Origin of the sequence: Maribacter forsetii DSM 18668 (assembly GCF_000744105.1) — a bacterium.
Taxonomy (GTDB): Bacteria; Bacteroidota; Bacteroidia; order Flavobacteriales; family Flavobacteriaceae; genus Maribacter; species Maribacter forsetii.
Map to the genome: position 1 here is coordinate 2,374,285 of NZ_JQLH01000001.1, position 22,926 is coordinate 2,397,210.

The 22,926-nt window shown below is 33.3% G+C and carries 25 protein-coding genes; 15 read left to right on the forward strand and 10 right to left on the reverse strand.

The features are described 5' to 3' along the window. The first annotated feature begins 167 nt into the window (after positions 1–167). Genes P177_RS09985 through P177_RS09995 form a run of 3 tightly spaced genes read left to right on the forward strand, consistent with a single transcriptional unit; the run spans position 168 to position 2,888 of the window. Entirely contained in the window at positions 168–1,175 is a 1,008-nt protein-coding gene (locus tag P177_RS09985) for an XdhC family protein (protein WP_036154383.1), read from the forward strand. After that, complete coding sequence (locus P177_RS09990) at positions 1,172–1,798, forward strand: nucleotidyltransferase family protein (protein ID WP_036154384.1); 627 nt, start codon at positions 1,172–1,174, stop codon at positions 1,796–1,798. Before P177_RS09985 ends, P177_RS09990 begins: the two co-directional genes overlap by 4 nt. A 1-nt stretch (position 1,799) precedes the next feature. After that, the gene (locus P177_RS09995; protein ID WP_036154386.1) at positions 1,800–2,888 is read left to right on the forward strand and encodes an amidohydrolase family protein; all 1,089 of its coding nucleotides are present in this window, start codon (positions 1,800–1,802) and stop codon (positions 2,886–2,888) included. A 3-nt stretch (positions 2,889–2,891) separates the two neighbouring features. On the opposite strand, the gene P177_RS20210 is transcribed toward P177_RS09995, so the two are convergent. Beyond that, positions 2,892–3,038: a hypothetical protein gene (locus tag P177_RS20210; protein ID WP_167333107.1), complete on the reverse strand. Its 147-nt coding sequence runs from the start codon at positions 3,036–3,038 to the stop codon at positions 2,892–2,894. Between the two features lie 148 nt (positions 3,039–3,186). On the opposite strand from P177_RS20210, the gene P177_RS10000 reads away from it, so the two are divergent. After that, positions 3,187–3,675 (forward strand): RNA polymerase sigma factor, encoded by a 489-nt coding sequence (locus tag P177_RS10000; protein ID WP_036154388.1) that lies wholly within the window; start codon positions 3,187–3,189, stop codon positions 3,673–3,675. A 2-nt stretch (positions 3,676–3,677) separates the two neighbouring features. After that, positions 3,678–4,277 (forward strand): hypothetical protein, encoded by a 600-nt coding sequence (locus P177_RS10005; protein ID WP_036154390.1) that lies wholly within the window; start codon positions 3,678–3,680, stop codon positions 4,275–4,277. 3 nt (positions 4,278–4,280) lie between these two features. Here the strand turns inward: P177_RS10005 and P177_RS10010 are convergent, their stop codons facing one another. After that, positions 4,281–4,898, reverse strand: coding sequence for a GntR family transcriptional regulator (locus tag P177_RS10010; RefSeq protein ID WP_245233023.1), 618 nt, complete (start codon positions 4,896–4,898; stop codon positions 4,281–4,283). A gap of 170 nt (positions 4,899–5,068) precedes the next feature. Between P177_RS10010 and P177_RS10015 the strand changes: the two genes are divergently transcribed. From P177_RS10015 to P177_RS10025, 3 genes are all read left to right on the forward strand, one after another. Next, positions 5,069–5,854, forward strand: coding sequence for a hypothetical protein (locus tag P177_RS10015; RefSeq protein ID WP_036154393.1), 786 nt, complete (start codon positions 5,069–5,071; stop codon positions 5,852–5,854). A gap of 1,290 nt (positions 5,855–7,144) precedes the next feature. Next, on the forward strand, positions 7,145–7,603 hold the full coding sequence (locus P177_RS10020) for a cold-shock protein (RefSeq protein ID WP_036154395.1): 459 nt from the start codon (positions 7,145–7,147) through the stop codon (positions 7,601–7,603). 24 nt (positions 7,604–7,627) lie between these two features. Beyond that, positions 7,628–8,575 (forward strand): EamA family transporter, encoded by a 948-nt coding sequence (locus P177_RS10025; protein WP_394330703.1) that lies wholly within the window; start codon positions 7,628–7,630, stop codon positions 8,573–8,575. Here P177_RS10025 and P177_RS10030 read toward each other — a convergent pair. After that, entirely contained in the window at positions 8,547–9,131 is a 585-nt protein-coding gene (locus P177_RS10030) for a pseudouridine synthase (protein ID WP_036154399.1), read from the reverse strand. The two genes, P177_RS10025 and P177_RS10030, sit on opposite strands and share 29 nt — an antisense overlap. Before the next feature lie 120 nt (positions 9,132–9,251). Here P177_RS10030 and P177_RS10035 point away from each other — a divergent pair, with 120 nt between their 5' ends. After that, positions 9,252–10,805 carry a DEAD/DEAH box helicase gene (locus tag P177_RS10035; RefSeq protein WP_036154400.1) on the forward strand — a complete coding sequence of 518 codons (1,554 nt, stop codon included), beginning with the start codon at positions 9,252–9,254 and terminating at the stop codon, positions 10,803–10,805. Positions 10,806–10,900: 95 nt separating this feature from the next. Here the strand turns inward: P177_RS10035 and P177_RS10040 are convergent, their stop codons facing one another. The 4 genes from P177_RS10040 to P177_RS10055 all read right to left on the reverse strand — a co-directional run bounded on the left by P177_RS10040 (position 10,901) and on the right by P177_RS10055 (position 15,441). Beyond that, positions 10,901–11,287: a hypothetical protein gene (locus P177_RS10040; RefSeq protein WP_036154402.1), complete on the reverse strand. Its 387-nt coding sequence runs from the start codon at positions 11,285–11,287 to the stop codon at positions 10,901–10,903. Between the two features lie 67 nt (positions 11,288–11,354). Further along, positions 11,355–11,888, reverse strand: a complete 534-nt coding sequence (locus P177_RS10045; RefSeq protein ID WP_036154404.1) for a carboxymuconolactone decarboxylase family protein — start codon at positions 11,886–11,888, stop codon at positions 11,355–11,357. A gap of 379 nt (positions 11,889–12,267) precedes the next feature. Beyond that, the gene (locus P177_RS10050) at positions 12,268–13,110 is read right to left on the reverse strand and encodes a helix-turn-helix domain-containing protein (RefSeq protein ID WP_036154405.1); all 843 of its coding nucleotides are present in this window, start codon (positions 13,108–13,110) and stop codon (positions 12,268–12,270) included. Between the two features lie 78 nt (positions 13,111–13,188). Beyond that, a complete protein-coding gene (locus tag P177_RS10055; RefSeq protein WP_084684665.1) occupies positions 13,189–15,441 on the reverse strand; it encodes a TonB-dependent receptor in 2,253 nt (750 codons plus the stop codon). A gap of 213 nt (positions 15,442–15,654) precedes the next feature. Between P177_RS10055 and P177_RS10060 the strand changes: the two genes are divergently transcribed. Together P177_RS10060 and P177_RS10065 are read left to right on the forward strand one after the other, a co-directional pair. Further along, complete coding sequence (locus P177_RS10060) at positions 15,655–16,764, forward strand: alkene reductase (protein ID WP_036154407.1); 1,110 nt, start codon at positions 15,655–15,657, stop codon at positions 16,762–16,764. Positions 16,765–16,792: 28 nt separating this feature from the next. Further along, complete coding sequence (locus P177_RS10065) at positions 16,793–17,209, forward strand: OsmC family protein (protein WP_036154409.1); 417 nt, start codon at positions 16,793–16,795, stop codon at positions 17,207–17,209. A 66-nt stretch (positions 17,210–17,275) separates the two neighbouring features. Here P177_RS10065 and P177_RS10070 read toward each other — a convergent pair whose 3' ends face one another. After that, entirely contained in the window at positions 17,276–17,554 is a 279-nt protein-coding gene (locus P177_RS10070; protein ID WP_036158188.1) for a hypothetical protein, read from the reverse strand. Between the two features lie 193 nt (positions 17,555–17,747). On the opposite strand from P177_RS10070, the gene P177_RS10075 reads away from it, so the two are divergent. The 3 genes from P177_RS10075 to P177_RS10085 all read left to right on the forward strand — a co-directional run bounded on the left by P177_RS10075 (position 17,748) and on the right by P177_RS10085 (position 20,705). Further along, positions 17,748–18,377, forward strand: coding sequence for an SDR family oxidoreductase (locus P177_RS10075; protein ID WP_036154411.1), 630 nt, complete (start codon positions 17,748–17,750; stop codon positions 18,375–18,377). A gap of 147 nt (positions 18,378–18,524) precedes the next feature. After that, positions 18,525–19,715, forward strand: coding sequence for a PQQ-dependent sugar dehydrogenase (locus tag P177_RS10080; protein WP_036154413.1), 1,191 nt, complete (start codon positions 18,525–18,527; stop codon positions 19,713–19,715). Between the two features lie 150 nt (positions 19,716–19,865). After that, complete coding sequence (locus P177_RS10085) at positions 19,866–20,705, forward strand: aminotransferase class IV (protein WP_036154415.1); 840 nt, start codon at positions 19,866–19,868, stop codon at positions 20,703–20,705. Between the two features lie 3 nt (positions 20,706–20,708). Here P177_RS10085 and P177_RS10090 read toward each other — a convergent pair whose 3' ends face one another. Then, the gene (locus P177_RS10090; RefSeq protein ID WP_051941796.1) at positions 20,709–21,551 is read right to left on the reverse strand and encodes a hypothetical protein; all 843 of its coding nucleotides are present in this window, start codon (positions 21,549–21,551) and stop codon (positions 20,709–20,711) included. A 282-nt stretch (positions 21,552–21,833) separates the two neighbouring features. Between P177_RS10090 and P177_RS10095 the strand changes: the two genes are divergently transcribed. Further along, positions 21,834–22,025 carry a cold-shock protein gene (locus P177_RS10095; protein WP_027067037.1) on the forward strand — a complete coding sequence of 64 codons (192 nt, stop codon included), beginning with the start codon at positions 21,834–21,836 and terminating at the stop codon, positions 22,023–22,025. A gap of 56 nt (positions 22,026–22,081) precedes the next feature. Here P177_RS10095 and P177_RS10100 read toward each other — a convergent pair whose 3' ends face one another. After that, positions 22,082–22,837: a helix-turn-helix domain-containing protein gene (locus tag P177_RS10100; RefSeq protein ID WP_036154416.1), complete on the reverse strand. Its 756-nt coding sequence runs from the start codon at positions 22,835–22,837 to the stop codon at positions 22,082–22,084. Positions 22,838–22,926: the final 89 nt, after the last annotated feature.

Here is a 22,926-nt window from a genome sequence, read left to right on the forward strand (position 1 = left end):
TTTAAATTATGAGGAATGAAAAAATAAATGTTAAAGATTGTTAAAGCCGGAGAAATTAGGTATTTAAAATTATGTAAACGCCTTTATTTCTTTGGCTTTAAGACGAATAGGCTTTAGGAATATATGCATTAATTTTAGTACTTTAGAAGGTGTAAAATCTATGGTTAATGACTCACGAATTCAAGAAAATAATTAAGGAGTACAGCATTGCTAAATTGGCAAATTTGAAGTGTGTGCTTGCAACTGTCGTAGATTTAGATGGCTCTTCTTATCGGAAACCTGGGGTTCGTATGCTTATTCGTGAAGATGATGTAATGATAGGTGCCGTTAGTGGTGGTTGTGTAGAGAAAGAAGTTTTGTTTCAAGCACAATCAGTATTTGAGAATGGAATTACAAAACTAATGACCTATGATGGTAGATTCAGATTAGGTTGTGAAGGTTTACTTTATATCTTATTGGAATCCTTTTCACCAGAAGAGGCTCTTATTACCGATTTTAAATTCGTTATAGAAAATAGGAAATCGTTCAAGCTTAACACATCTTACATAAAAGAATATGGCGATTTAGAAGGATACGGTACATTTATGAGTCTAAATTCAGACACCTATACATTTAATTCCGGCACTAAGGAACAAACAAATAGTCTACACTTCTGCCAGACATTAGAACCTTGCCAACGCCTTTTATTGATAGGAGGTGAGCATGATGCGGTTCAACTAGCTCATTTTGGATTGGGTATGGGATGGGAAGTGAACGTTGCCGTAACACCAAAAGAGAATAAATCCATTGCTGATTTTCATGGTATTGATAGATTATTGGACTTTGAACCAGAAGAATTTCCTGTTGAAACCATAGATAAGAATACCGCTGTTCTTTTAATGACGCATAGTTATGTAAAAGACTTGAAATATTTAATGAGATTAAAAAATAGTAAACCTACGTATTTAGGAATTTTAGGACCAATTAAAAGAAGGGAGAAATTGCTATCTGAATTATTGGAACATGATATGGATATTGATTTAGGCTTTATTGAAAACATTCATGGTCCTGCAGGATTAAATATTGGAGCTGAAACACCGCAAGAAATAGCAATATCTATTCTTGCAGAAATATTGACCGTAATTAGAAAAACACAACCCGTTATGTTGAAAGACAAATTGAAATCTGTTCATTGAAGAAAGATGTACATATAGCAGTTCTTATTATGGCAGCTGGTGCTTCTAGAAGAATGGACGGCATCAAGCAGTTAATGCCATGGAAAGATTCTAATTTCTTAATGGAAACCATTAAAACAGTTCAACAGACTAAAGCTACATCAATTCATGTCGTACTAGGTTCAAACGCTGAATTTATTAGTACTGAGTGTAGTTTGAAAGAAAAAAATATTGAAATAATCGTAAATTCTAATTGGGAAAATGGGTTGGGCGAAAGTATTGCCCATGGGGTTAAAGTGTTACTTAAGCAAACACCTGGCTTGGACGGTGTTTTGATTTGCCTTGCAGACCAGCCATTATTGAGTTCTGTATACTTAGATTCATTAATTGAAGAGTTTACAAAACATCCATCAAAAATCATTGCAACAAACTATCATAAAAAAGTGGGTGTACCCGCATTGTTTCCTAAATTGCTGTTTGAAAAATTGAGTACATTAAAAGGAGATTTCGGTGCCAAGGAAATTTTAAACAATGAAGGCAATGTAATTATTTCTCTGGATGCATCAGATCAAATGATTGATGTGGACACAAACCTAGAATACCAAAATCTACTAAAGCGAACCAATAACACACTTAACACCTAATATGATCAAATTAAAATATACTATTTTTGTAATACTAACACTAGTACTAACTACTACTATAACAGCCCAAGAAATGGGTTTTGAAGAATATAACCCTACATCTACGTTGGTGGTGCCTGGTGGCGAAATAACCAAAGCTAAATTTCCTTTTATAGACGTACATAGCCATCAACGAGATATGTCGGTCGAGACTTTGAACGGATTAATTTCTCATATGGATGCTATGAATGAAGCCATAATGGTGAACTTAAGTGGAAGGTCTGGAAAAAGTCTCAAGGAGAAAATTGATAATATCAATAAAAGTTACCCTAATAGGTTTGTAGTTTTTGCCAATGTAGATTTTGAAGGAGCAAAAGATATGGAATGGGGAAAACAGGCTGCAGCCCAATTAGAACAAGATATTAAGAACGGAGCTAAGGGATTAAAGATTTTTAAAAGTTTAGGATTACGTAATAAAGATGCAGACGGTAATCGTTTGGCAATAGATGACCCCCGTTTAGACCCCATTTGGGCTAAATGCGCAGAAATGGAAGTACCGGTATTGATTCATGCTGCTGACCCAAAGTCTTTTTGGGATGCTATGGATGCTGATAACGAACGTTGGTTAGAATTGAAAACGCACCCTAGAAGAAAGCGTACAGCTACAGACCCTGCGCCTTTCGAGCAAATTATTCAAGAACAACATAACGTGTTCAAAAAACATCCTAATACCAAATTTATAAATGCTCACATGGGTTGGCATGCTAACAACCTTAAAAAATTAGGAGAACTATTAGATGAAATGCCAAATATGAATGTGGGTATATCTGCAGTAATTGCAGAGCTTGGTAGACAACCTCAGAATGCTAGGGCATTCTTCATTAAATATCAAGACAGGGTATTGTTCGGTAAGGATAGTTGGAAACCAGAAGAATTCCCTACGTACTTTAGAGTATTGGAAAGCAACGATGAGTATTTTCCTTATTATAAGAAATATCACGCATTTTGGTCCATGTACGGATTGAACCTACCTGATGATGTGTTGAAAAAACTATATTACCAAAATGCGTTAAACCTAATTCCAGGATTAGACGCATCTCTGTTTAAATAGTAGTTATACTATTTTAAGTACAACTGCTTCGTCAACTACCGGAATATCTTTTACATCTTGAAAAATACCACATGAGACCTCTTTCTTAACTAAACTTCGTGTGGTTTTTCTCTTGGTCAACGCTTCAATTTCTGGATTTAAGAACTGCATACCTTATATTTATTTTTTTACTTAAACGCACATACATGTCTCATGTTGTATGAGTTAGCATGTTTTTACTTTAATTTAAAAAAGAATTTACTTTTAAGTGTGACAAACTGTACAAAAGACATACTAATGGGTAAATAGATTTTTATAAATGCAAAAAGAAGAAGTCTTTACTGAATTAATACAAGAGCATCAGGCATTGTTATATAAGGTGACTTCAATCTACACCGAAAACAAAGAAGATCAAGAAGACCTGTTTCAAGAAGTGGTCTACCAGCTTTGGAAATATTTTGACTCCTTTCGTAACGATTCAAAAATAACAACTTGGATGTATCGCGTAGCTATGAATACTTCAATTACATTTATTAAGAAAAAAAAGAGAAGACCAGATTCCGTACCCATTGCAGATGTTTTTTTAAAGCAATCAGATACTAATGATGATGCGTATGACGAGCGATTAAAACTACTTTATCGGCATTTAAAGCATTTAAACACCTTAGAAAAAGGACTTATTTTTCTACTATTAGAAGGTAAAAGCTATAATGAAATATCAGACATTACAGGCTTGAGTGCTAGTAATGTTGGTACAAAGATATCTCGAATAAAAAAGAAATTAAAAATGAACATGACAAAACAATAATCATGGAACTAGAGGAACTACAGTCCGCCTGGACACAATTAAGCGATGAACTAAATCATCAAAAAAAATTAACGAATAAAATCATATTAGACATGACCAAACAGAAATATCAAAACAAATTCACTACCATTACAAAGTATGAAACCTTAGGCGCTTTTGTCTGTTTTGCCATTGCATTTTTTGTTATTCTAAATTTTGGTAAATTAGATACGTGGTATTTGCAAGTTTGTGGCATACTTACTTTGTTATTTTTAATTGTACTACCTGTTATGGTGCTAACTACCTTAAAAACAATAAAGAACATTGATATTTTAAACGGCTCATATAAAGACAATTTAAAGTTTTACTTAAAGACTAAGAATAGACTTTTAAAATTACAACAAGTAGGCATAGCTATTGGTTTTGTTGGACTCTTCTTTATAGTACCAGTTACATCCAAAATTATTTCCAATAAAAATGTCTTTCTAACCAGTTTAAAAACAGAACAATATGTAATATTTGCTATTACTATGATTGCTATGGTGTTTTTCTGCAAATGGGCATATAATGGTTACCTTAAAGTAACCCGTTCTGCACAAGAACTATTACAAGATTTAGAGTAGTTTTTACTCTGTAAGTTTCTTTTGAACGTAATTTAAAATCAACATCCAATTCATCTTTAGTAGGAGGGAAGCCGTAGGTACGTTATCGTCTGCAATTGCTGAAATAATGGATTCATGTTGATTGTCAGATTTGTTATAGAAGGAGTCATCATTTGTAAAGGCACGTTCATAAAAAAAAATACGTGTCTTTAGATCATGTAGTATTTTTAAAGCCAAGTCATTTTTGTAATTTTTGGTCAATAATCTATGAAACTCCAAATCTGCCTGTATTCTAGAAATAGCATCTTTGGCATTTTCAAATACCTCTTGCTGTTCCTTAAGTTCAATAATATGTTCTTCGGTAAACTCTGAGTTTTCAATGGCCATGACCTCTAAATTTGCAACCAACTCATACAAATCTTCAGCCTCTTCTACATCTAATTCTGCTATTATAAATCCTCTATTGGGTACGGCTTTTATAATATGGGATTGTTGTAATTGGGTTAAAGCCTCTCTAATAGGAGTAACACTAACTTTTAAATGCCGTGCTAATGCTGCTAAATTAATGGTCTTTCCTGTTTTAAGATTACCTGTTGTCATTTCAGATAACAGATAATCCCGTACTTGATCTCTTAAGTTCATTTTTACCAGCATACATCAAATATAATATATCGTATACGATTTAAATCGTTTTACGCATAACTTTTATAATCAAGTTATATTTCATCGAAAATACAGCGTTAATATGCCTTCTATCAATACTATAATCCATTATTGAACGTTCCAAGAGTTCAACCTACAAATAAGAAAAAATGAAATATTTAAAATGGATATTCAAAAAGCCTATTATATTAATTACTGTTGTAGTTTTTGGTTATAGCTGTAGTGATGATGATACTGTTAATGAAGAAGTAAGTTTGACCCAATCAGATTTGAAAGCAGTATTAGAAATTGATGAAATTACCAATGGTGTTGACTTAGCACTTTTTAATTTAAATGCCAATGCTGAATCTACGGGTAAATCCTACAGTTTTGATTGTTATTCTGCCGTATATTCAGAAACCGGTTATGTTGCTACATTTAATAATTGTGTACTTAACGGTACCGAGAATGTAAATGGGGAACTTACCGTAACTTATAATTTAGAGGATCAATCTGGTTCTTTTACTGTAAGTTATGATGATTTTTACATAGGAGACGTAAAAATCAACGGTTCAAGGTCGTTCGCATTTACCTCTAATATAGATAGTAGTGCAATAACCTTTGAGGTTACAAGTGATATGATTGCAGAGATGGAAGATGGTTCTATTATTTCAGATAATGGTGTAAGGGCCACTACTCTAATTTTTGGAGAAGTAACTACTACGTTTAGTATTACGGGGAATTGGACAGTACAATATAAAGGGAACACCTACAATGTTACTGTAAATAATGCACTAACCAGCGCTATTATCTGCTCTTATGTATCTGGAGGAGATATGGATTTAACAAAAAACGGATTAACAGTTAATGTTGATTTTGGAGATGCTACATGTGATGATATAGCTACGTTAACTTACCCTAATGGAGTAGTAGAGGAGATTACATTAGAAGATTAAAACAATAATTTTAAAAGAAAAAAAAGGATAAGGCCTACAGGTTTTATCCTTTTTCTTTTTTAGACTTAATCTCCGTCTAATTTATCCGTGTCTATTCAAAATACAATTTGAAATAGAAGCCCATATTTAGATTTATATAAATTAGTGGGTATGATTTCTACTCGCAACCCATTGAATGCGTTTGCTGTTTTTAAAACTTGAGAAAAATGTATTTCTTCTAGATTCTGTCGGTGTGTTTCTGATAAAAGTTCTCATGATGTTCGTTTTTTAGTCGGTGATTAGCCGAATTGATTAATGATTTAATTTTGAATGAGGTATTCTTAGTGTGTATAATGTCTAGACGCTACCCATTGTATTCGTTTACTGTTTTTAAAATTGGTAAAAAATGTATTCCTTCTAGATTCTGTCGGTGTGTTTCTGATAAAAGTTCTCATAATGTTCGTTTTTTAGTCGGTGATTAGCCGAATTGATTAATTATTTAATTTTGAATGAGGTATTCTTAGTGTGTATGATGTCTAGACGCTACCCATTGTATTCGTCTACTGTTTTTAAAATTGGTAAAAAATGAATTCCTTCTAGATTCTGTTGGTGTGTTTCTGATAAATGTTGTCATGATGTTCGTTTTTAGTTTCGGTGATTAGCCGTGTGATTGATGAATGATTGATGTTTTACTAATGAGTGTGATTTCTTGATGCTACCCATTGTACTCTCTTACTGTTTTTAAAACTTGAAAAGAAAGTGTTTCTTCTTGTTTCTGTTGGTGTGTTTCTGATGAAAGTTCTCATGATATTTGATTTTTAATTGATGATTAATAATTTTCTTATACTTACAAGACGACGAATGTTTTATTTTGTTACAGTACTATGCATAAAAAGGTACTATTTTTAACAAATTAATTTTATATTTTTCATTCAAAATACTAATAATCAGTATTTTATGTTTTTAATCAAAAAATTAATTTTAACAATTCTTTTTCAATTTTCCTTTATTCTATAAATAATGGAGTAGGAGAATGGGCTAAAAACATTAAAACTTTGCTATATAAAGTGATGATATATTCATTTTAAAAGGAAGTAGCTTAAAACTTTCATAGTTTGAGTCCCTCTAATGCTAAATAATTGAAATACAAATCATATCTTTGTAGAACTTTAAAGGGATGCACATAATTCTTGCAATGACCTTACAACAAACGGAATAATAGTTTACTCAAAAACTTACCGTTCGTTATACACGTCAACACGTATTTCAATTCCTTTATTGCAAAATCTATTATTATCATTAAAATTACGAATGGCAAAATCGCAACAAACATTTAATAAAACTGAAAAAGAAAAAAAGCGCTTAAAGAAGCGTGAAGAAAAGAAGAAAAAAATGCTTGCTCGTAAAGCAGCTGCAAAGGAAAATGGTACTTCTGGTATTCCATTGGCTTATGTAGATTTCAATGGAAACTTGGTGGACACTCCGCCAGATCCAGCAATGAAAGTAGAAATTGAAGCTGAAGATATCGTTTTAGGTATTCCTAAGAAAGAAGAAGGTGATGTTGAAGAATTTGATCCGGTAAGAAACGGAAAGGTTTCTTTCTTTGATACTACAAAAGGCTTTGGTTTTATCATAGACGCAGAGAACAATGAAAAATACTTTGTTCATGTTAGTGGTCTTATTGATGAAATTATGGAAAACGACAAAGTTTCTTACGAGTTAGAAAAAGGCATGAAAGGCATGAACGCCGTTCGTGTTAAGAAGATTTAGTTCTAAATATTTTTAATGGTGAAAATGCAACGCAACACCGTTCTGGTAGTATTGTCATTTTTTGCCATTTATTTCATTTGGGGATCCACCTATTTATGGAATAAAATTGCAGTAACGGAATTACCTGCCTTTATGTTGGCAGGTATTCGTTTTGTTACAGCCGGTAGTCTAATTTTTATCATATCTAAGATTTTAGGCTTCTCCCTTAAAATTACCAAACAGCAATTCAAGAATACTATTCTTGCTGGTTTCCTATTCCTAACATTTGGGAACGGAGTAGTTGTATGGGCGCTGAAATTTGTTGACAGCGGCTTTGCTGCATTAGAAGTTTCCGCACAACCATTGGTTGTTCTGCTAATGATGCGAATTTTACAAGGCAAGAAAATACAACCTATGTCTATTATTGGAGTGATCTTGGGTATTACCGGTATTTCTCTCCTAGTTGGTCAAGATGATATTATAGCCCAAGAAGGTGCTGTTTTAGGTATGGTACTCATATTTATCTGTATGCTAAGTTGGTCTTATGGTAGTTTGTTTGTTGGTAAGGCAGATTTACCTAAAAATTTCTTTGTAAATACAGGTTATCAAATGCTTACAAGCGGAATTTCATTATTACTCATAAGTACTTTCTTTGGTGAAGAATGGATATCTCCTGCTCACTGGAGCACGCCTGTTATTACTTCCATGTTGCTACTAATTATTTTTGGTAGTATTGTCACCTTTACTGCCTTCAATTATTTGCTACGAATAGTTTCGCCAGAGAAAGTGGCCACATCCTCATATGTAAACCCAATTGTAGCTATGCTTTTAGGCTGGTATTTTCTAAATGAGGATATTACTTTGCAATCTGTAATTGCATCCGCTGTGCTTTTAACGGGAGTCTACTTTATAAACAGCAAAAAGAGTCTTACTATTTTTTCCCGTTTTTCAGGAAAGAGAATTCCTAAGAAAGCGGTGGAAAATCTGAAATAGGCACAACGTGATTAGGTTGCATTTTTTCTAATGTTATATCACCAATTCTTACCCGTATTAAACGTACTGTTGGAAACCCTACGGCTGCCGTCATTTTACGCACTTGACGAAACTTACCTTCTGTAATTACAATACGTATCCATGAGGTGGGTCTGTGTCTACCAATTCGTAATTGCACATCAGCATCGGGCAGGGTAGGAGGTTCGTTTAGAATTATTACATTACATGGTTTGGTCATATACTTTTTACCGAATATGCCAATAGCTACTCCTTCAGATATTTCTTTTATAGCTTCTGTGGTTATCAGACCATCCAGCTGTGCTAGATATTCTTTTTCTATACCTGCTCTATTTATAGTATCGCTTAATTTTCCATCCGTGGTCATTAATAATAGACCTTCAGATTTTTCATCTAATCTACCTACTGGCATTATTCCCTCAGGGAAATTATGAAGTTCTGTCAAAAATCGTTTTTTGCGACGTTGACGGTCTTCACCAGAAGTCATTTGACTTAGCACACCCACTGGTTTGTACACTTTATAATGTAAATGTTCCAATAATTTATACGTTTACGGCTAATATAGGTTACACATGGTCGCAAAAGGTACCCTTTTTAACCCATGTATTAGTAATGTTTTGCAGAGAATGTTACCTTTGTAAACTCCAGAGAAGATTTTATGCAAGAGACAGTTTTTGAATTACAAGATAGAAAGACCGACAAGGAACTTTACAGCTATCAACAAGGTGCAATTCAACAAATTTTTGACAAGTTCGATTCAGAACGAGATGATTATCACCTTCTATACCAATTGCCTACCGGTGGTGGTAAAACAGTGATTTTTTCCGAAATGGTACGTCAATACCTCAAAAACCACAACAAAAAGGTTTTGGTAATGACGCATCGTATTGAACTTTGTAACCAAACTTCTGCCATGCTTACTAGTTTTGGCGTTGTGAATAAAGTAGTAAACAGCAAGGCTAATCTTGATGACCATGAACGTTACAGTTGTTATGTAGCCATGGTAGAGACCTTAAACAATAGGTTGAACGATGACCAACTAGATATTTCTGATGTTGGTTTGGTTATTATTGATGAAGCTCACTATAATTCTTTCACCAAACTTTTTAAGTTCTTCGAAAATTCTTTTGTTCTTGGTGTTACGGCAACCCCGTTAAGTTCTAATAAGGACTTACCAATGAACAAAAACTATGATGAGCTTATACCAGGTGAAACCATAGAAAATCTTATTGCCAATGATTTCTTGGCAAGGGCAGAAGTATTTCAGTATGATATGGGACTTACGTCTCTTGAAATTGGGTCTAATGGTGATTATACCGTAAAATCTTCGGCTGATCTATATACAAGCCCTGCAATGTTAAGTAAGCTATTAGAAGCTTATACCAAACATTCTAAAGGTAAAAAGACATTGATTTTCAACAATGGTATTGAAACTTCTATACAGGTATACCATACTTTTCAAGCTGCTGGTTTAAATATTATGCATCTTGATAATACTGCTACCAAAAAGCAGCGTAAGCAAATATTAAAATGGTTTAAAGAAACACCTGATGCTATACTAACATCCGTAAGTATATTGACCACAGGTTTTGATGAGCCTACTATTGATACTATTATCTTAAATAGGGCAACAAAATCTCTTACTCTTTACTATCAAATGATCGGTAGGGGTTCTAGGGTTTTGAATAACAAATCTAAATTTACGGTTATAGATTTAGGTAACAACCTTTATCGTTTTGGACCATGGGGTGCAGATTTAGATTGGGGAGCTATTTTCAAGTCTCCCAATTTCTACATGGACCGTATTAAGGATGATGAGGATATTGAAAGTGATTTTAAACTTGAGCTTTCCGAAGAAGTAAAAGCAGAATTCAAGAACTCAGAAGATACTTATTTTGATATTAAAGAAACTTACGAAACGGCAACGTTTGCGGGCGAATCTTCAAAAGTTGTTTTAGAACGATCCATTGCACATCATGCTTATATGTGTATTGAAAATAGTGAAGATGTTTATGATGCACTAGCTTTAGCAAAATTGCTAAAGGAAGATATTGATAATCGTATTCATGTATATGGAAAATGCATAAGTAAGAGTACTTATAATTTCTTAAGCTGGTTGAAAGATGATTACCAAAAGAAATTGAATGCTTACTTACGTGAAAATTTTGATAGGGTATTTGAAGATATTCACGGGCATCCGCCAGAAGATTAATCAAAGAAAATAGTTTTCTATTTCCATAGATATTATAAAAACGAAAAAGGGCTGTTCTTTAAGAACAGCCCTTTTTATTTATAGCTAATTACATCTTATTCAACTATAAGACTATACTGTGGTGTTGGGTTCAAAGGACAGAAATATACATATTCTCCTTTTTCCAATTTTGTAGCTTTAGAATGACCTACAGTATTATTTTTAACCGCGGCAGTTACATATGCCGTCTGGATATGATTTTCTGGTTTAGAAGCATCCATACCTTTTTTAACCAATACCAAACCAACATCTTTACCCACGTTGTTATTCGCAACATCAAAAACATAAGTTCCTTCGCTAACAGTAATTGATTTTTGTGTAAACTCACCAGTTGTTTGCTCTAAAGCAATTTTCTTAACTGGTTGCTTCATCATTTTGTCTTGAGCGTTTGCGTTGAAAGAAAATGCTAATACGATTACTAAAATTGATAATACTTTTTTCATGTGTTTAAAATTTAATGAGCTTTTGCTCTAATGGATATATTAATAATTATTGTTTGTAAAATTGTATTTATAAAGCAACTGCTTCAGGAAAATCTACTGGCACCTGAGTAGTGCTATGTATGTAGTTTGATATTGTTTTGTCACCTACTAATGAAATGGTGTCAATTAAATTTGCTTTTGTATAACCAGCAGCAAAATAATTTTCTAAAACTTTTTCATCTGTACGACCTCTATTCTCTGTAACGTTTTTTGCTAATTGAGCCAAAGCATCCAATTTGGAGTCAAAAGATGCTTTACCAGCTCTTAGTTCAAGAATTTGCTCATCAGTAAATCCGTTCATTTTACCTATTGCCGTATGTGCAGACAAACAATAGATACAGTTATTTACTTCACTAACCGCTAAATTGACAACTTCTTTCTCTTTAGCTGATAATGATGTTTTTGCGTTTGCAAAATTCAAGTAGTTTTCTAATGCCGTATCACTATTTGCATATGTTGCATATAAGTTAGGAACAAAGCCCAAAGCTTTTTCTAAATTATCGAAAATCGCTTTATTGTTTTCACTTACGTCTTCTCTTGTTGGTATATTAAATGTGCTCATATTTTTATGTTTAATTATTATTGATTTGTTCTTTAAATTATCTGGTACAAAGGTAGCTTCACTATGAAACCTTATTATGTTGAGACGTCCTTTCTACATGTCAATTTTTCCTTTATAAAAAAGAACTGAATGCTTTTGTTAGTCTTGAAGTACTATCAGAATCACAATAGTAATCTGACAAATGATTATGTTGACAATGTTTATCTACATTGATAGTGTTAGGTATAACCGTCTTCTTAGACGTAAATATTTCAATTAAATTGAAGATTGATTTGTGTTTTAAGTTCATGTCTTTGATGTTTTAATTCTACACTACAAAGATCTAGGTATTAAGAATCTTAAAACGGGCAATTTTACCCGAGGTATTGTCAATTTTTCCCTAAAATGATTTTTTAAGTTGCTTCTTAAAATCAGACGGAGATTGCTGAGTTTGCTTTTTAAATAAGCGACTTAAATGAGAGGCATCTTCAAAACCAATTTCATAAGAAATTTCTTTTGTGGTCTTATCTGTATAAATAAGTAATCTCTTTGCTTCAAGAATAATACGCTCATGAATAATTTGTAGGGGAGTGGTATTAAATTTTGAAAAGGTGTTTGAAAGTGTTTTTGGAGATTTAAATAACTTATCGGCATAAAAAACAACCGAATGTTCCGATTTGTAATATTCTTCAACCAGCAAATTGAAGTTTCTGAGCAAATCTACTTTTACATCATTGGTAGCTTCGCTAAACCCTTCTTTTGCTTTAAGCAGTCGCGTACTCATAATCATAAAACGAGCCATAAGCATACGAAGCATTTCTGCTTGAATGGTATCTTCAGTTTCTAGCTCATCAACAAATACCTCGTGCAGCGTATCGAACTTTCGTTGTTGTTTTTCTTCTAAATCTATAACAGGAATATGTGCATTACTAAAAAACAATAAGCCAGCGCAGCTAACTTCTTTATCATGGTCTTTTATACAGTAAAACTCTCTGTTAAATTGATAGACGATCAAATTACGGCCTTCTGTGTAATGTAAGAACTGAATTGGTGTTAATGCCAGCAAACTATGTTCAGAAATGGTATATGGAACACCATCTACTTCAATAGAAGCTTTTTGAGTAGTGGTTCTTATAAAAATATAGATTCCGGCTTGCTTTGGTTTTCTATAAGATTCTAGTAATAATTCATTACCAATTTTCAGTAATCCACCAGTACTAAAATCTTTAAAAACTTCTTGCATGCTGCATTGGTCTAAAAAAAGGATGATTCATTACAGAAGTAACAAATCATCCTTTTAAAATATTTTTAGAACAACTCTTTAAAATCTAACAGCAACCTTGCCTCTTAAATAAAATGGAGTACCGGGAGTAAAATGAATTTCTTCAACAGAAGCTGGTTCACTGAACAATCTACTTTCGGTAGCGAATTGCGTTTCGTTCCACTTCGTATCTAATAAGTTTTCAACGATTACACCAACTGTCCAATTATTGATATGGTAGTTCAGGTTTAGGTCGGTCACAAAATATCCTTCTGCGATAATGCTATTATCTTCATTAGCCGCTCTATCACCTAAATATCTATAGTTAAGGTTCCCTGAAAAATTGCCAATATCGCTGAAAGACAATCCGCCTACAGCAGTAAAATCTGGCGCTAAAGGAATATAATCTTCACCATCAGCTTCTTCTGTACTTCTAGCATAGGTATAATTAACATCACTATATAGATATAACCAATCTAGCATTTGATAACGCGCACCAACTTCTACACCAACTCTTCTAGTTTTTCCACTAGGCTCAACAATACCTGCATCACCAACATACACAAACTCTTGATCTAAAAATAACCCCCATAATGTGGCGTTCAACACCAATTTATCCACTGGCTTGATTATAGTTCCAAAATCAACACCATATGCCCTTGGGAGAATATCCCTACCTTCGTTTGCCGTAACTACACGGGCATCGTTTGAATGAAAACCTAAGCCAGTTTTCAAGAATAACTGCCAGTCTTTATTTACTGAATAAATAGTGTTTAATTTAGGACTCACTATAGCCTTGCTTTCGCTTTTATTATCATATAATTCAGTTAGTTTGTTTTCATAGTCAAAGTTGAAATAGTCGAAACGAACAGACGGATTAAATGTCCAGTTACCTGTTTTATACTCTCCGTCAACAAAACCGTACATATTGGTTTCATCTACATCACCAAAGGCATATTGTTCTAAAACCGTCTTCCTGTTTAAAGTATGCTCTAAGGTCACATCATCTACGTTATCGTTTCTAAATCCTATTCCCGCAGAATATTTAAACCTGTCATCTGCACCAACGGCTATATCTATTTGTTCAAAGACAGTTTCAGCTCCCATTATGGTTCTATCTTCATACTGGCGTATTTGATCTCCATTTATTGGGTCTTCTAAAAAGAAGGTAAAATTAGAAAACAGTTCAAAATCATATTTACTGACAAAAGCCCTTGTTTTTAAAAATTGATCTTCACCTAAAAATTTAGTGTGGTTCAACATCAAGTTCGTTCTACTTGTTTGTCCGCCTTCAGTATCGTCTATAGCACCAAAACGACCTATTATACCTTGATCAATTGCGCGTTGTGGAATTTGTCCAGAAGCATCCCACTTACTTTGAAAATGTGATGCGGTCAAAGTTAATTCCTCTTTCCCTATATCCTTATAATTATATCGTCCTAGAATATTTATACGGTTAAAATTCTGTGGAGAATCAAATGGTCCGTCAGTTAAATACACCTCAGATGCTACATATGCGCTACTCTTACTACTTTCTAAAATATTGAAGAGACCTACAAATCTGTTTGTATTAAATTGTCCCGCTTCGTAAGAGACCATACTCTTATCAATGCTTTTCTTAAGACTCAAATCTACATATCCGGCTGTATTGAAATCGCCTTTGTCCGCGTAATACGGACCTTTACCAAAGTTGATATTATCTATAGTTTCCGGTATTACAAAGTGTAGATCGGCATACCCTTGACCGTGTGCATGAGATACCATATTTACCGGCATACCATCTACACTTATGGCTACATCGGTACCGTGATCAATATCAAATCCTCTTAAAAATATCTGTTCAGCTTTACCACCACCTGCATGTTGACCTATTAATAGACCCGGTACTTTTCTAAGAATCTCTTGTGAAGATTTTACAGGGTCGTTCTGTACATCTACATTTACAATTCTACTCATGGCATCAACTTTAGAAATCACTTCAACTTGCTCTAAATTGATGCTGGATTCTTCTAAAGCTATATTAACACCTTCATTGAAATGTTTCTGTTCAATTACTAATATAAAGGTTTTAAAACCCAAGTTCGAAAAAAATATTGAATCGTTTAATGTGGTTGCTGGTAATGAAAAGGAACCGGTAAGGTTTGAGTGGCTATGTTGCCCCGATGACTGGTTGAAAATGCCCACATTCTCTAAGGCCACACCTTCTTTATCGGTGACCACACCCTTTAGATTCTGGGCATTTGCCTTAGATAATAAACATAATAAAAAAATAAAAGTTAACAGCGTATTCGCCCTTTTACAGCTAAAATTCATAAAATTTGATTTAGAAAGGTTGTCTTTGAAAGTACCTACGACAAAATTTTTGGAAGGTTTTAAAATTTATAAAAAAGCAAACATAAGGCTTAGATAAAGCATCCCTATATTTTTTAGTTTTATAACAATGTTTTAACGATAAGAGTCAAAAGAATACAGTTAATAATAAGAGCTTTGTGGTTTGAATAATTCATTTTATAAAAATCTACATATATGAGTACACAAATATTATTAACCCCATTTCATAAAAATCTGAGCTTAAAGAATAGGGTAGTCATGGCGCCTATGACACGTAGTAGAGCTACCAATGAAGGAAATACACCTACAGAAGATTTACATGTTCCCTATTATACGCAACGAGCTTCCGCAGGATTAATTATTACTGAAGGATCGCAGGTTTCTAAAGATGCCGTTGGTTATGTAAATACAGCCGGTATTCATTCAAAAGAACAAGTAGAAGGCTGGAAAAAAGTAACGAAATCAGTACATGATAAGGGAGGTAAGATTTTCATACAACTTTGGCATGTGGGTAGAATGTCTCACCCAGATTTCCATAATGGTGAATTGCCTTTAGCGCCATCTGCCATAAACCCGAATGCACAGTCATATACTCCAGAAGGATTTAAAGATACGGTTACACCAAAAGCCATGAGCATTGAAGACATTAAGCAAACGGTAGCAGATTTTAAGAACGCAGCTATAAATGCCATGGAAGCAGGATTTGACGGTGTTGAAATTCACTCTTCCAATGGATACTTATTTCATCAATTTTTTAATGGAACATCTAATCATAGAACAGATCAATACGGTGGTTCTATAGAAAACAGAACTCGTTTCTTTTTTGAAGTTTTAGATGCTATTAAAGAGGTAATCCCACAAGAAAAAATCGGCGTTAGATTTAACCCTTCTTTAGACGGAATGTTCAGTATTACTATGGACGAGGAAACGATACCAACATTTGAATATATCATCAAAAAATTGAACGATTATAATTTGGCTTATATCCATTTATCAGAACCATTTACAGATGTTTCGGATATTTCCTTTGCGATAAGGGATATTGCCAAGCATTTTAGACCTCTCTATAATGGCACACTAATGATTAATGCAGGGTTTGACCAAGAATCTGGGAACAAGGTTATTGAAGAAGGCAATGCTGATTTGGTCGCTTATGGTAAACTTTATATTTCCAATCCGGATTTAGTGGAACGTTTTGCCAAAGGTCATGATCTGGCAGAATGGGACAATGACACGTTTTATTCTGGAGGTAAAGAAGGTTATATTGACTATCCTACGTTTAATCAAGAAACCGAGCACGCATAATAATTATTAACTATTAAAATATATAAATATGAATTTTATAAGAAAAGCATACGCAACTTGGAAAGGAAGCGGAAAAGAGGGGCAAGGAACCTTAACAACTGAAAGTACAGTCTTACAAGACACACAATACTCATACAACACTAGATTCGAACAAGGAAATGGCACCAATCCTGAAGAGCTGATAGGAGCGGCACACGCAGGATGTTTTTCTATGCAGTTGAGTTTTTTATTAGGTGAAGAAGGTTTTACCCCCAATTCACTTGATGTAGAAGCTAAAGTAGAATTTAAAAATGGTGAGATAGTAAAGGTAGTTCTAGAATTAAAAGGTGATGTACCAGAAATTAAGGACGCACAATTCAAAGAAATTGCAGAAAATGCTAAATCGGTTTGTCCAATTTCGAAATTATTGAATGCAGAAATCGAACTGATTTCGCACCTTAGTTAATTAAACCCATTAACATATAAAAAAGCAGCCAATGGCTGCTTTTTTATATTAAATAAACCAGCTAGATTATTTAATATGGTCTGTATTTCGCTCTAAATCTTCATTGCCTGAACCACCTTGACTATACAACTGGTTTTCTTCATCTTTTAAAGAATTAATTCGAGATAAGTTTCTACCAGGCACATCTAAATCTTTTCCTGCGAAATCTACATTTTTCTCACGATCGTTTAATTGACTATCATCACCTTTATCCGTCCTCGTATTTTTTACTTTTTCTCCCAAAGCTTGCAAATCATCTGTAGTTACATCAGAATTATAGCTTGTATTTTTATCTTTATTTTTCATATATCTTGTTTTAATCAATTCATGGTAAGCTAACATTTCTTACCCTCGGTATTTGACACAAAACATTGTTATACGTGCTCATATACTACGAAAGAAACTATGAGGAACAGAACTGTATTTGGATTAACATTTTTTGGTAAAGCATCAAACTAATCATGGTAATTTCAACAACTTGCAAATAAATAATTTGAAGATGGAAAATGTATTAGTTGCTGGTGCTAACGGTACCACAGGAAAAAAAATAGTTAACCTTTTAAAAAGCTCTCAATATTTTGAGCCTGTAGCAATGGTTAGAAAAGAAGAGCAGCAAGAACAATTTGAAAAGGATAATATAAAGACAGTTTTGGGTGATTTAGAGAAAGACTTATCACATACTGTTGAAAATATTGATAAAGTGATTTTTGCTGCCGGATCTGGTGGTAAAAAAGTAGTTGAAGTTGATCAAGAAGGTGCAAAAAGTTTAATTGACGCATCTAAAAATGCAAACATTAAAAAGTTTGTTATGTTAAGTTCTATGGGTGCAGACAATCCTGAAGAAGCTAGTGATCTAAAGGAGTATTTAAAAGCTAAGCACAATGCCGATGAATACCTTAAATCTAAAAATTTAATGCACGCAATAGTTAGACCGGGATCATTGACTAATGATGTTGGCACAGGGAAAATCGAACTAAAATCAAATTTGAATAAGCAAGGCTCCATTACTAGAGATGATGTTGCACAAACACTGGTAAGGTCTTTACATGATGATGCTGCTATAAATAGTACATTTGAAATTATACAGGGTGATACCCTTATTGGCAAGGCTATGGATGGAAACTCCTAAATATTAAAATATTGTTTGGTTGATTAAAGTCTGTCATAACTTGGTTATGACAGACTTTTTTTAATTATAATAATCTACAACTGTATTTATAAAATCTTGATAGTAAATCCTGTTGTGTATCTTCGTATCAAATTAAACTACCTCTATATGAAAACTTCATTTTTAAAATTAGCTATGGTTTTGTCCGTAGTTATAGCATTACACTCTTGTAAAGAAAATAAGAAAGAAAACAATGATAGTACGGCAAAAGAAATTGAACTTGATAGTACAGATTTGGCGTTACTAGACCTGAATCTTCCAGAAGGTTTTCAAATTGAAGTATATGCTAGGGGAGTAGACGGCGCTCGTTCTATGGCAATGGGTGATAACGGAACTTTGTTCGTAGGCACTAGAACAGAAAATAATGTATATGCCATACAAGATACTAATGGAGATTTTAAAGCTGACAATATTATAGTGCTTGATACTATGGAAGTGCCTAACGGAATTGCCATGAGAAATGGTGATTTATATGTTGCGCAACCAGGTAGTCTTTGGAAATACCCAAATATTGAAGACCAAGTTGGAGGTGAATTAGAAAAGGAATTGATTTATGATGATTTTCCGACGGAATTTCACCATGGTTGGAAATACATAGCCTTTGGACCTGATGATAAATTATATGTACCGGTAGGTGCACCATGTAATATTTGTAACCGTACCGATGAAGATGAACGTTTTGCAACTATTTCAAGAATGGATGCTGATGGTAGTAATCGTGAAATATATGCTAGAGGAGTTAGAAACTCAGTTGGCTTTACGTGGCATCCTGATACAAAGCAAATGTGGTTTACAGATAATGGTCGTGATATGTTAGGTGATGATATTCCTCCTTGCGAATTGAATACAGTTACCGAAGCTGGTCAGCATTTTGGGTATCCATTTTGCCATGGTGGTATTATTAAAGATCCAGAATTTGGAGATTTAAGACCTTGTTCAGATTTTGTTGACCCTGCTTTGCAGCTAGATGCTCACGTTGCTCCTTTAGCTATAAAATTTTATACAGGTACTATGTTCCCAGAAGAATATAAGGGCAAAGCTTTTATTACAGAACACGGTTCTTGGAACAGAAGCAAGAAAGTAGGTTATAGAATTATGATGGTTGATATTGAAGATGGCGAAGTTGTAAATAACGAGATTTTCATTGATGGCTGGTTAAACGAATCTGAACAAAAAGCTTCAGGTAGACCAGTAGATATGTTAGTTTTAAAAGATGGATCTATGCTTATATCAGATGATTATGGTGATGCTATTTATAGGTTATCCTATAACAATACAGCTCTTGCCAGCAACAATTAATAATAGATAAGATGTATACATAAGCAGCCGATAAGGCTGCTTTTTTTTATGCGACCATGCCAGAGTTATTTATTCTGTAGCTATATTTATGGTTCATTTATACATAGTTATAACCTTAATGCTCCAATAACTTAATAGGTTTTAAATAATATGAGTTATCCAGATAAAGTTTATTTAAACGGACAGATTGTAGATTCTGCTGAAGCTAAAATTTCTGTCTTTAACCGCGGATTTATTTTTGGTGACGGTCTCTATGAGGTTATGGTTCAAATAAACGGAATTTTCTTTTATGAAAAAGAGCACCTGGCAAGACTACAATCCGGTTTACATAAAGTTAATATTGATTTTGATGTAGCTATTCTTAATAACGAAATACCTAAATTATTACACGCTGCTCAGTTGACAGATGTGGACTGTATGCTGTACATACAGATTACCAGGGGAGTGGCACCGCGACAACATTCTTTTCCGTCAAACATAAAACCAACAGTAATGATTTATGCTGTACCAAAAGTTTTACCTGAAATAAATTTGGTAAATGCACATGTTATTATACGAAAAGATTTTAGGTGGTCTAGATGCGATATTAAAATGACTTCTCTTTTAGGAAATGTAATGCTTAACGAAGAAGCTATGCAGCATGATTGTTATGAAACCATTTTACATAGAAATGGCGTTTTTACAGAGGCATCTCACAGTAATTTATTTTTTGTAAAAGACGGAGCAGTATATACTCACCCAGCAGATGAGCATATTCTTAATGGTATTACCAGAATTGTAGTCATTGAACTTTGCCACTTACTTGGTATTAAAATTATAGAAAAAGCCATTAAGGTAGCTGAAATTGATAGTATTGATGAAGCTTTCCTAACAGGTACCAGTACTCAAATTGCAGCTATTCAAAATATTGATGACCACCAGCTATATTCAGGAAATAAAAAAGGCCCCATTACAAAAAGATTGCAAGAGGCCTTTTTAAAACTAAAATAGGTTTTACTCTACCATAAAATAAGTAAAAAACTCATCTGTATTTTTAATGTTCATAAGGTCTAAAATATAGCACACTTCACTTAAATCAGAAAAATCTAATCCGCCTTCAGCAACACTTTCATTTAAATATCTACCTTCCTTTCCATTATATTCATTTCCTAAACGAATAGCAGTATTCCAAACTTTGGTTAAGTGTTCATCGTTTAATTTAGATTCCCATTCAACCTTACCATCAGATTTTAAACCCGGTGTACCATTGCCCACTTCATTACCATCTGCTATTTTATGGTAGTCCGTTACAGTTTGAGCATACTTTAATTTAGTTGGTTCAGTAACAGATTCGTTCCAATCGCTATGTTGAACTACATGAATACTTTCTTTTATATTTATTGAAGAGTTCTTTTCCGACAACTTCTTTACCCAAGCTGCAGTGAAATCTGATTGCCCAGCTTCGGCAACCCAAACCGAACCTCCGTCTTTTATCGTTTTCAGCGCTTTATTGACCACTTTATCTAAAGATGCTTCCCATTCCTTGTCCGCATCTGTCCAATTACTTTTAAACGCCATTTTCATTAATTCATTTGGCGGAACATATAATCCTTCTTGAATACCATAAGCACCAGCTACAGCGAAGTAATTTAAATATTTGTAATCTGGGTGTTTTAAAAGTGTTGCCAAACCGGCTGCAGTGTGTAAATCGTCAATATCTGTTTTGCAATCTAATTGAACTAGCAGCAAATCTTTAGAAATATTGAATTTAGGTTCTTGGGCTATAACACTGTAAGAAATAAATAATGTTAATAGTACCCCAAACAGGACATTTTTGAATAAGAATAAGTTTTTCATTGAAATGAGTATTGTATGTTGATATGAAGTTGTTTCTACTAAAGTATCATAAATTATGATTATCCAATTCAATATAAAATTCAATAAACCAGTTATTTTTCAGATTTGGGATAGTTTATTTGAGAAATAATATGACCACAAACCTTCTATTAACTCAATTTAAGTACGAAAACTCTTAAAGTCTTCACAAAAAACAGATATAAAAGAACTTTAAACGCTGTTTCTCAACTATTGGCGTCATCTTTGCGCCTTAATAAGTATTATAAATTAAATTACATTACAATGAGTAAAGGAACAGTAAAATTTTTCAATGACACAAAAGGTTTCGGTTTTATCACTGAAGAAGGAGTTGAAAAAGACCACTTTGTACACATTTCTGGTTTAATCGATGAGATTCGTGAAGGCGATGAAGTTGAATTTGAACTTAAAGAAGGTAACAAAGGTTTAAACGCAGTGAACGTTAAAGTTATCTAAGACATATATACTTTCAAGTTTAAGAAAAAGCCCTTCAGAAATGAAGGGCTTTTTTATTATCGCTCTTTTTTGAGTTTGTCAAAATCTTGTGCTAACTGAAATAATTTTTCTTCTAAGTTAAAGTTGGTCTCCGGTAATCTATGATAAAACACATACCTAACACGCCACATCTCTTTAATCTCTTTTAAATCAAGTAGAATATCATCAACATTTTTATGTTCGGCACGTAGTACAAAATTATCATTTGTAATAAATAATCTTCTTAAAATGATATTTTGATTGGTAACCGTAAATACTAAAGTACCATTATTCAGTTTAGAATAAACCTCAGGCGGTATTAATTCACCAATAACAATATCTTTAGGAAACATGCCAGATTCGTTCTTGCTCATTTCTAAATTCTGTACGGTATAAGCTCTAAATTTTTTATCAGGATTTATAGGTAATGATAAAAAAGGTAAGTCTTGTATGTAAGAATCTTTACTGTAATACTTAAGATAATCACTTTGATTTAATGCGGTAATACAAGGTACTTTTATAAAAAATTCTTGTTCACCTAAATCTTGTTCTACTGTTAAATTGCCTTTGAATTTTAATAAATTATTGACCGTTAATTCAGTTTTCAGCAGGTCATCAATAGGTATGCTAAAATAATTAGCAATTTTTATTAGTGTCTCTAATTTAGGTTCACTTCTTCCTTCTTCATATGCACCTAAAGTCCCTCTTTTAAGGTCAAACAGCTCAGCAAATGCCTGTTGGCTAAGGCTTTTTAAGCTTCTAATTTTTCTGATATTCTTCCCGAAGTATGACATTTTTTGCTAATATTATTTGCAAATACTAAAAATAGTATTATATTTGTCTAACAAAATTAGCAATAAATATTTGAATTGCTATTATTTTG